This is a genomic window from Melaminivora alkalimesophila, from assembly GCF_000282995.1.
Classification (GTDB): domain Bacteria; phylum Pseudomonadota; class Gammaproteobacteria; order Burkholderiales; family Burkholderiaceae_C; genus Melaminivora; species Melaminivora alkalimesophila.
Genome location: NZ_ALEE01000240.1, coordinates 1 through 8,147 on the forward strand (window position 1 = coordinate 1; position 8,147 = coordinate 8,147).

Below are 8,147 nucleotides of genomic sequence, written 5' to 3' on the forward strand. Positions count from 1 at the left end.
TGCCGCTGCCGGCGCTGGCCGGGCTGCTGGTGGTGTGCGCCGTGCTGCTCGGCCTGGTGCTGGGCTTTACCACCTGGATTGCGCGGCGCCTGGGTTTTTCGCGCGAGGACGAGATCACCATCGTCTTCTGCGGCTCCAAGAAGAGCCTGGTGAGCGGCGTGCCGATGGCCAAGGTGCTGTTCGACTCCGAGGCGGCCGGCGCCATCGTGCTGCCGCTGATGGTGTTCCACCAGCTGCAGCTGATGGTCTGCGCGGTGCTGGCGCAGCGCTATGCGCGCCGCGTGCCCGCTGCCGTGGGGTAGCCGCGGCGCCGGTCGGGCTCAGGGATGGTCGCCCTGCGCTTCTCGCAGCTCCTCGGCGGCCGGCTGGGAGCGCTGCGACGGGGACTGGCGGGCCGACTCCAGGATCGGGTAGGCGATCGAGCTGATGTGCGAGTTGATGCGCTTCAAGTCGCTGATCAGGTCGATGTGCAGTGAACTGGTCTCCATGCTGCGCAGCGTGCGATCTGACAGCCGGATCAGGTGGCTGGTCGCGTAGGCACGCTCCAGGTTGCGAAAGTGCACCTTCTCCTCCAGCAGCCGCTGGGCGTCGCGCACGTTGCCGTTCAGGAACACGCTCATTCCCAGGCGCAGGTTGCTGATCAGGTGCTCGTGCAGCTCGGTGATCTCCGCCATGCCGGCCTCGGAGAAGTGCACGCCCTTCTTGATCTTCTTGTCCTCGATGTCCTGCAGGATGCGCTCGATGATGTCGCCGATCTGCTCCATGTTGATGGTGAAGCTCAGGATGTCGGCCCAGCGGCGGCTCTCTTCCTCGCCCAGGTCGTCGCGCGAGATCTTCGTGAGGTAGTACTTGATGGAGGAATAGAGGTTGTCGACCTCGTCGTCCATCTGGCGCAGCCGCTGCGCCAGTTCCTGGTCGTTCTTGCGGATCACGTCCATCACGCCCAGCAGCATGGTCTCGACCACGTCGGCCTGGTACAGCGCCTCGCGCACGGCGCAGGAGATCGCCAGCGAGGGCGTGGCGAGCGCGGAAGGGTCGAGGTGGTGCGGCCGGTCGCCCTGGGCCTTGGCGGGCTTGGGCAGCAGGCGCGAGACCCACTTGGCGACCCATTGCGTGAAGCCGATGAAGCCGACGCTGATGATGATGTTGTAGATCAGGTGGAACAACACCACGCTGTGCGAGGTGCCGGGCAGGCGCGGCTCCACATAGCGGATCCACAGCCCGATGAAGGGCGCCATCAGCGCCACGCCCAGGATCTTGAAGACCATGTTGCCCACCGTGACCTGGCGCACCTCGACGCTGGAGCGCGCCATGGTCAGCACCGCCGCCAGGCCATTGCCCAGGTTGGCGCCCAGCACCATGCCCAGCGCCATGCCCAGCGGCACCACCTGGGTCTCTGCCATGGCGGCAATCAGCAGCACCACCGCCAGGCTGGAGTAGGAGACGATCGCCAGCAACGCGCCGATCAGGATCTCCGTCATCAGGTCGCTGGCGATGGCTTCGAGCACCAGCGGCGTGATGGGTGAGCTGAGCATTGGCTCGGTGGCCTGCACCACCCGCTCCAGCGCCAGCAGCATCAGCCCCAGGCCGATGAAGACGCGGCCCACGCGCCCCGCAGTGCTGGCCTGGCGGGTGATGAACAGCACCACGCCGACGAAGATGAACACCGGCGACAGCCACGACAGGTCGAGCGAGAAGACCATCGCCATCAGGGCCGTGCCGATGTCGGCGCCGCGCATGACGGCCAGCGCCGCCGGCAGCGTGATCAGCCCTTGTCCGACGAAGGAGGCGGTCATCAGCGAGGTGGCGGTGCTCGACTGCACCAGGGCGGTGACGCCGATGCCCGAGAGCGCCGCCGTGAAGCGGTTGCCGAGGCTGCGCGCCAGCATGGTGCGCAGGTTGGCGCCGAACACGCGCAGCACCCCCGTACGCACGAGGTGCGTACCCCAGACGAGCAGGGCGACGGCGGCGAGCAGGTTCAGCAGGTGCTTCATGGATGGGCAGAAAAACGAGGGCCGCCGCCCGGGCGCCGACCCGCCGGCAGGGGGCATGCAGCGGCGGGCCGCTGTTCCCGGGCGCGGCCAACGCTGCAGCATAGCGCCGCTTGGGCCCTGCGCGGCGCTGCCTCACCAGAAACCCCAGGTGCGCCAGCGGCTCCTGCGCTTATCCCGGCGCGCGGGTCCGGCTTTTGGGCCGGGGTGCGCTGCGCGGCGTAACATTAGGTATCAAATTCACTCTCCCTTCAGAGGCTGCCCCCATGTGGAACCGGTTGCGCATCACCCACCGCTTCATCCTGATCCTTGGCGCGTTCTGGTTGTCGGGTGCGGTCGTCATCGGGCTCAGCCTCTGGGGCCTGTCCTCGGCGCGCGACAGCCTCAAGGCGGTACACGGCCACGCCATGGCACTGGCCCTGCAGGCCGACGACGTCTCGGCGCTGGCGGTGCAGAACCGGGTGCAGTTGCTGCTGGCCTTCCAGCACGCGCCGGACAACCCGCTGTCGGCCATCCACCAGCACCCGGTGGAGGACCACCTGAACACGCTGGCAGCCAACCGCGACAGGCTCAGCCAGATCCTGCAGGCGATGGACGCGGCGGTGGGCGAGGGCGCGGAGCGCGAGCTGTTCGCCGCCGTGCAGTCCACGCGCGCGGCCTGGGTGGCGGAACTCGGCGTTGCCGCGCAGGCCGTGCGCCAGGGCGACTACGCGCCCGCGCACATGGAACGTTTCCTGGAAGCCGGCCGCACCCACGGCGAGCAGATGGTGGTGGCCGCACAGCGCTTCCGCGCGCACCAGGTCGAGCAGGCGGACCGCGCCTACCAGGCGGCCCAGGCCCGGTACGAAACCGGGCTGTGGGTGTTCGCGTTCGCGACCTTCTTGCTCGGGTTGCCGGCATCGGTGATGGGACTGGCGCTGCTGGCGCGCCTGGTGAGTGGCTTTCGCGCGGCCAACGGTGCGGCCGAGGCGATCGCGGCGGGCGACCTGGCGCAGCGCATCGGGCGCGGCGGGAAGGACGGCGACGAGATCGCCGCCATGCTGCTGCAGATGGAAACCATGCGCAGCAACTTGGCGCAGACCATCGGGCGCGTGAGCGGCGGCGCGGTGGCGATCGCCGCGGCATCGTCGCAGGTGGCGGCGGGCACGCACGACCTGGCGGCGCGCACCGAGCAGCAGGCCAGCGCGCTGGAGCAGACGGCATCGGCCACCGAGCAGCTGTCGAGCACGGTGCAGCACAACGCCGACAGCGCCTCCCAGGCGAGCGAGCTGGCGGCCACCGCCACCGGCGTCGCGCAGCGCGGCGGCGCGACCATGCAGCAGGTGGTGGCCACCATGCAGGCCATCAACGCGTCCTCCACGCGCGTCTCGGACATCATCGGCGTGATCGACTCGATCGCCTTCCAGACCAACATCCTGGCGCTGAACGCGGCCGTGGAGGCGGCGCGCGCCGGCGAGCAGGGGCGGGGCTTTGCCGTGGTCGCCGGCGAGGTGCGCACGCTCGCGCAGCGCTCGGCCGCGGCGGCGCGCGAGATCAAGGAGCTGATCACCGCCTCCACCGCGCAGGTCGGGGCCGGCAGTGCCCAGGTGGGCGAGGCCGGCGCGACCATGCAGGAAATCGTGGACGTGATTGAGCGCGTCGCGCGCCTGGTGGACGAGATCGCGCTGGCAAGCCGCGAACAATCCCAGGGGCTGGCGCAGATCAACCAGGCGGTGGCCCACCTGGACGGTGTCACGCAGCAGAACGCGGCGCTGGTCGAGGAAACCTCGGCCGCCTCCAGCGCGCTGCAGGACCAGGCGCGGCAGCTGGCGCAGATGGCGGGAAGCTTCCGCCTGGAAGGGCAGGACGACGGCGCCCTCCCGCCGGGCGCGCCTCGCCCCGCATTGGCGCACTGAAAGGGGCAGGCTTGGCGCGCGGCGCCTTCAGCGCGCGCGCCGCACGCGCAGCAGCTCGTCCAGGATCAGGCAGGCTGCGCCCACCGTGATGCCCACGTCCGCCAGGTTGAAGGACGGGAAGTGGCCGCGGTAGAAGATGCCCGACAGGAAGGGCCAGTGGAAATCGAGGAAATCCACCACGTAGCCGTGCTGCAGGCGATCGACCACGTTGCCCACCGCACCGCCGAGGATGCTCGACAGCGAGAAGGCAAAAAGCCTTTGCTCCGGGTGCTGGCGCAGCTGCCACAGGATGAACGCCGCCGCCGCCAGGCCAATCCCGGTGAACAGCCAGCGTTGCCAGCCGCCGGCGTCGGCCAGCAGGGAAAACGCCGCGCCCGTGTTGTGCGCGCGCACGATGTTGAAAAAACCCGTCACCGGCGTGGCGTCGCCCAGCCGGTAGTAGCCCAGGATCAGCGTCTTGGTGAACTGGTCGGCCAGGAAGATGACCAGCGCCCAGGCCAGCCAGGGCCACATGCTGGCGCCGCCCGCGCGGCGGCTGCCCCCCGCGGCGCGGGCCATCAGGCGTGCAGCCGGGCTTCGCCCGCGCCGTGGAGGTTGCTGGTGCAGCGGCCGCACAGCGTGGGGTGCGCCGCGTCCTGGCCCACGTCGGCGCGCCAGTGCCAGCAGCGCTCGCACTTGGTGTCGGGGCTGGCGCTGACCTGCACCGCCAGCGCCTCGCCCGCCACCAGCTCGACGCCGGAGACGATGAAGATGAACTTCAGGTCCTCGCCCAGGCTGGCCAGCAGCGCATGGTCTTCGGGGCCGGCCGTGAGGCGCACCACCGCCTGCAGCGGCGAGCCGACGGTGCCGGCGGCGCGCACGTTCTCGATCTCCTTGTTCACCACGTCGCGGATGGCGCGCAGGCGCTGCCACTTGGCGAGCAGCGCCGCGTCGCCCTGCGGCAGCTCGGTGAAGGTCTCCAGGTAGATCGATTCGGAGTGGCCGAAGACCTTCCAGGCCTCCTCGGCCGTGAACGACAGGAAGGGCGCCATCCAGCGCAGCATGGCGTGCGTGATCTGGTGCAGTGCCGTCTGCGCGCTGCGCCGCGCCAGCGACTTCGGCGCCGTGGTGTAGAGGCGGTCCTTGAGCACGTCCAGGTAGAAGCCGCCCAGGTCTTCGGAGCAGAACAGCTGCAGGCGCGCCACCACCGGGTGGAATTCGTAGACCTTGTAGTGCGCCAGGATCTCCTGCTGCACGCGCGCGGCGTGCGCCAGCGCCCAGCGGTCGATCTCCAGCAGGTCCGCGTCGGCCACCGCGTCGGCGGCCGGGTCGAAGTCGCTCACGTTGGCCAACAGGAAGCGCAGCGTGTTGCGGATGCGCCGGTAGGCGTCCACCACGCGCGCCAGGATCCTGTCGTCGATCGCCAGATCCCCGGAGTAATCGGTTGCCGCCACCCACAGGCGGATGATCTCCGCGCCCAGCTTGCCGCTCACCTCCTGGGGCGAGACGGTGTTGCCCAGCGACTTGCTCATCTTCTTGCCCTGGCCGTCCACCGTGAAGCCGTGCGTGAGCAGGCCGCGGTAGGGCGCGCGCCCGAAGATGGCGGACGCCAGCAGCAGCGACGAATGGAACCAGCCGCGGTGCTGGTCATGGCCTTCCAGGTAGAGGTCGGCCTCCGGGCCCTCGTCGTGGTGCATGCCGGCGTGCGTGCCGCGCAGCACGTGCCAGAAGGTGGAGCCCGAGTCGAACCAGACTTCCAGGATGTCGGTGCTTTTGGTGTAGTGCGGCGCGTCGTCCGGGCCGAGGATGTCCTCGGTGCTCACGCGGCTCCAGGCCTCGACGCCGCCGGCCTCGATGATCTCCACCGCCTGGTCGATGATCTCCATGGTGCGCGGATGCAGCTCGCCCGTCTCCTGGTGCAAAAAGAACGGCAGCGGCACGCCCCACGAGCGCTGGCGCGAGATGCACCAGTCGGGCCGGCCGGCGATCATGTCGCGCAGGCGGGCGCGGCCGTTCTCGGGGTAGAACTGCGTGTGCTCGATGGCCTCGAGGGCGATCTGGCGCAGGGTCTGCGTGGGCTTTTGCGCCGGGTCGGTGAACACGCCCTCGCCCTCGTCCATGCGGATGAACCACTGGGCGGCGGCGCGGTAGATCACGGGCGTCTTGTGGCGCCAGCAGTGCGGGTAGCTGTGGGTGATGGTCTTGGTGTCGAGCAGCCGACCGGCCAGTCGCAGCGCGTCGATGATGACCGGCACGGCCTTCCAGATGTGCTGGCCGCCGAACAGGCCCAGATCCGGCGCATAGACGCCGCTCGCCTGCACCGGGTTCAGGATGTCCTCGTAGCGCATGCCGTCGGCCACGCAGGAGTTGAAGTCGTCCACGCCGTAGGCGGGCGAGGAGTGCACGATGCCGGTGCCGTCCTCGGCCGTGGCGTAGTCGGCCAGCAGCACGGGCGAGTAGCGGTCGAAGGCCTGGGCCACGTGCGCGAGCGGGTGCTTGAACTTGACGTGGTCGAGCTTTTGGCCCAGCGCCGTGGCGACCACGCTGCCCTCGAGACCCCAGCGCGCCAGGCACTGCTCGACCAGCGCGCTGGCGACCAGCAGCAGGCCGCGCTCGGTGTCCACCAGGCTGTATTCCAGCTCCGGGTTCACGTTCAGCGCCTGGTTGGCGGGGATGGTCCAGGCGGTGGTGGTCCAGATGACGGCAAACGCCGGCTTGTCCAGAGTCGCCAGGCCGAAGGCGGCGGCGAGTCTTTCCGGCTCGGCGGCCGGGAACATCACGTCCAGCGTCTGGCTCTGCTTATCTTGGTATTCGATCTCGAACTCGGCCAGCGACGAGGCGCAGTCGAAGCACCAATAGACGGGCTTCAGGCCCCGGTACACGAAGCCGCGCTCCATGACTTTCTTGAGCGCGCGCAGCTCACCGGCCTCGCTCGCGAAATTCATGGTCTTGTACGGGTTGTCCCATTCCCCCAGCACGCCGAGGCGCTTGAAGTCCTGCATCTGCTGCGCGATCTGCTCGGTGGCAAAGGCCCGGCCACGGGCCTGCATCTCGTCGCGTGGCAGGTTGCGCCCGTGCAGCTTCTCGATGGCGTTCTCGATCGGCAGGCCGTGGCAGTCCCAGCCGGGGGTGTAGAGCGCGTCGAAGCCTTCGAGCTGGCGCTCCTTGACGATCATGTCCTTGAGGATCTTGTTGACCGCGTGGCCGATGTGCAGCTGGCCGTTCGCGTACGGCGGGCCGTCGTGCAGGATGAACTTCGGCGCGCCCCGGCGGGCGTCGCGCAGTTTCTGGTAGATGCCTTTCTCGTCCCACTCGCGCGCCCACTGGGGCTCGCGCTTCGGCAGGTCGCCGCGCATGGGGAAGGGCGTGTCGGGCATGTTCAGCGTGCTGCGATAGCTGCTCGCGGGGGTGTTCTTGGCGTTCTGTTCGGACATGGGAAGGGGTGCCTTCAAGGGTGTGCGGCGACCCGCGCGGGCGGGCGGGGCGGGAGAGGGCGGCACGGGCCGGCGCGCGGCCCTGGCGGGGCGGCGGCCCCGTCAAATTCGGTCGCGCGTGGTCTGGCGGCGGGTCTCGGCGTGGGCGGAGGCGGCGAAGAACGCGCGGGCCTCCTCGCAATCGCGGGCGATGCCGGCGGTGAGGGCCTCCAGGCTGTCGTACTTCAGCTCGTCGTGCAGTTTGTGCAGCAGTTCCACGCGGATGATTTTACCGTAGGCCCCCTCGGCGCCCAGGTGCGCCGGCCACTCCAGGCAGTGCGTCTCCAGCAGCACGCGCCCGCCGTTCACGTCCGAGGGATCGACCGAGGGCCGCACGCCCAGGTTCGCCACCCCGGGCAGCGGTTCGGGCGACAGGCCATGGACCCGCACGGCGAAGATGCCGCTGGCGGCGCTCTTCCAGTGCGAGAAGCGCAGGTTCAGCGTGCGAAAGCCGTCTTGGTGCGGGCCGCTGGCGGCCGAGCGCCCGAGCTGGCGGCCCAGCTTGCGCCCGTGCACCACGTGGCCGGAGATGGAATAGGGCCGGCCCAGCAGCCGCGCCGCCTCGTCCATGTCGCCGGCCGCCAGGGCTTCGCGCACGGCGGTGCTGGAGACGCGCTCGCCGTGCAGCTCGTAGCTGTTCATGCGCGCCACCTCGAAGCCGTGCGCGCGCCCGGCGGCGTCCAGCAGCGCGTAGTCGCCCGCGCGCTGGCGGCCGAAGCGGAAGTCGTCGCCCACCAGCACGTAGCGTGCCCCCAGCCCGCGCACCAGCACCTGCTCGATGAAATCCTGCGCCGACAGGCTCGCCAGCC

The 8,147-nt window shown here is 69.8% G+C and carries 6 protein-coding genes; 2 read left to right on the plus strand and 4 right to left on the minus strand.

Annotated features, from left to right (window positions below; genetic code table 11):
* Positions 1-302, plus strand: a 302-nt coding sequence (locus A612_RS04280; protein ID WP_040436014.1) for a bile acid:sodium symporter, incomplete at its 5' end; no start/stop codon positions are given.
* Between the two features lie 18 nt (positions 303-320).
* Here A612_RS04280 and A612_RS04285 read toward each other — a convergent pair.
* A complete protein-coding gene (locus tag A612_RS04285; protein WP_019373315.1) occupies positions 321-1,994 on the minus strand; it encodes a Na/Pi cotransporter family protein in 1,674 nt (557 codons plus the stop codon).
* Positions 1,995-2,257: 263 nt separating this feature from the next.
* Between A612_RS04285 and A612_RS04290 the strand changes: the two genes are divergently transcribed.
* Positions 2,258-3,886, plus strand: a complete 1,629-nt coding sequence (locus A612_RS04290) for a methyl-accepting chemotaxis protein (protein ID WP_051001423.1) — start codon at positions 2,258-2,260, stop codon at positions 3,884-3,886.
* A 27-nt stretch (positions 3,887-3,913) separates the two neighbouring features.
* Here the strand turns inward: A612_RS04290 and lspA are convergent, their stop codons facing one another.
* The 3 genes from lspA to A612_RS04305 form a co-directional block, all read right to left on the minus strand.
* On the minus strand, positions 3,914-4,444 hold the full coding sequence (gene lspA, locus A612_RS04295; RefSeq protein ID WP_019373317.1) for a signal peptidase II: 531 nt from the start codon (positions 4,442-4,444) through the stop codon (positions 3,914-3,916).
* The gene (gene ileS, locus A612_RS04300; RefSeq protein ID WP_019373318.1) at positions 4,444-7,299 is read right to left on the minus strand and encodes an isoleucine--tRNA ligase; all 2,856 of its coding nucleotides are present in this window, start codon (positions 7,297-7,299) and stop codon (positions 4,444-4,446) included. Before ileS ends, lspA begins: the two co-directional genes overlap by 1 nt.
* 102 nt (positions 7,300-7,401) lie before the next feature.
* Positions 7,402-8,147, minus strand: a 746-nt coding sequence (locus A612_RS04305) for a bifunctional riboflavin kinase/FAD synthetase (RefSeq protein WP_019373319.1), incomplete at its 5' end; no start/stop codon positions are given.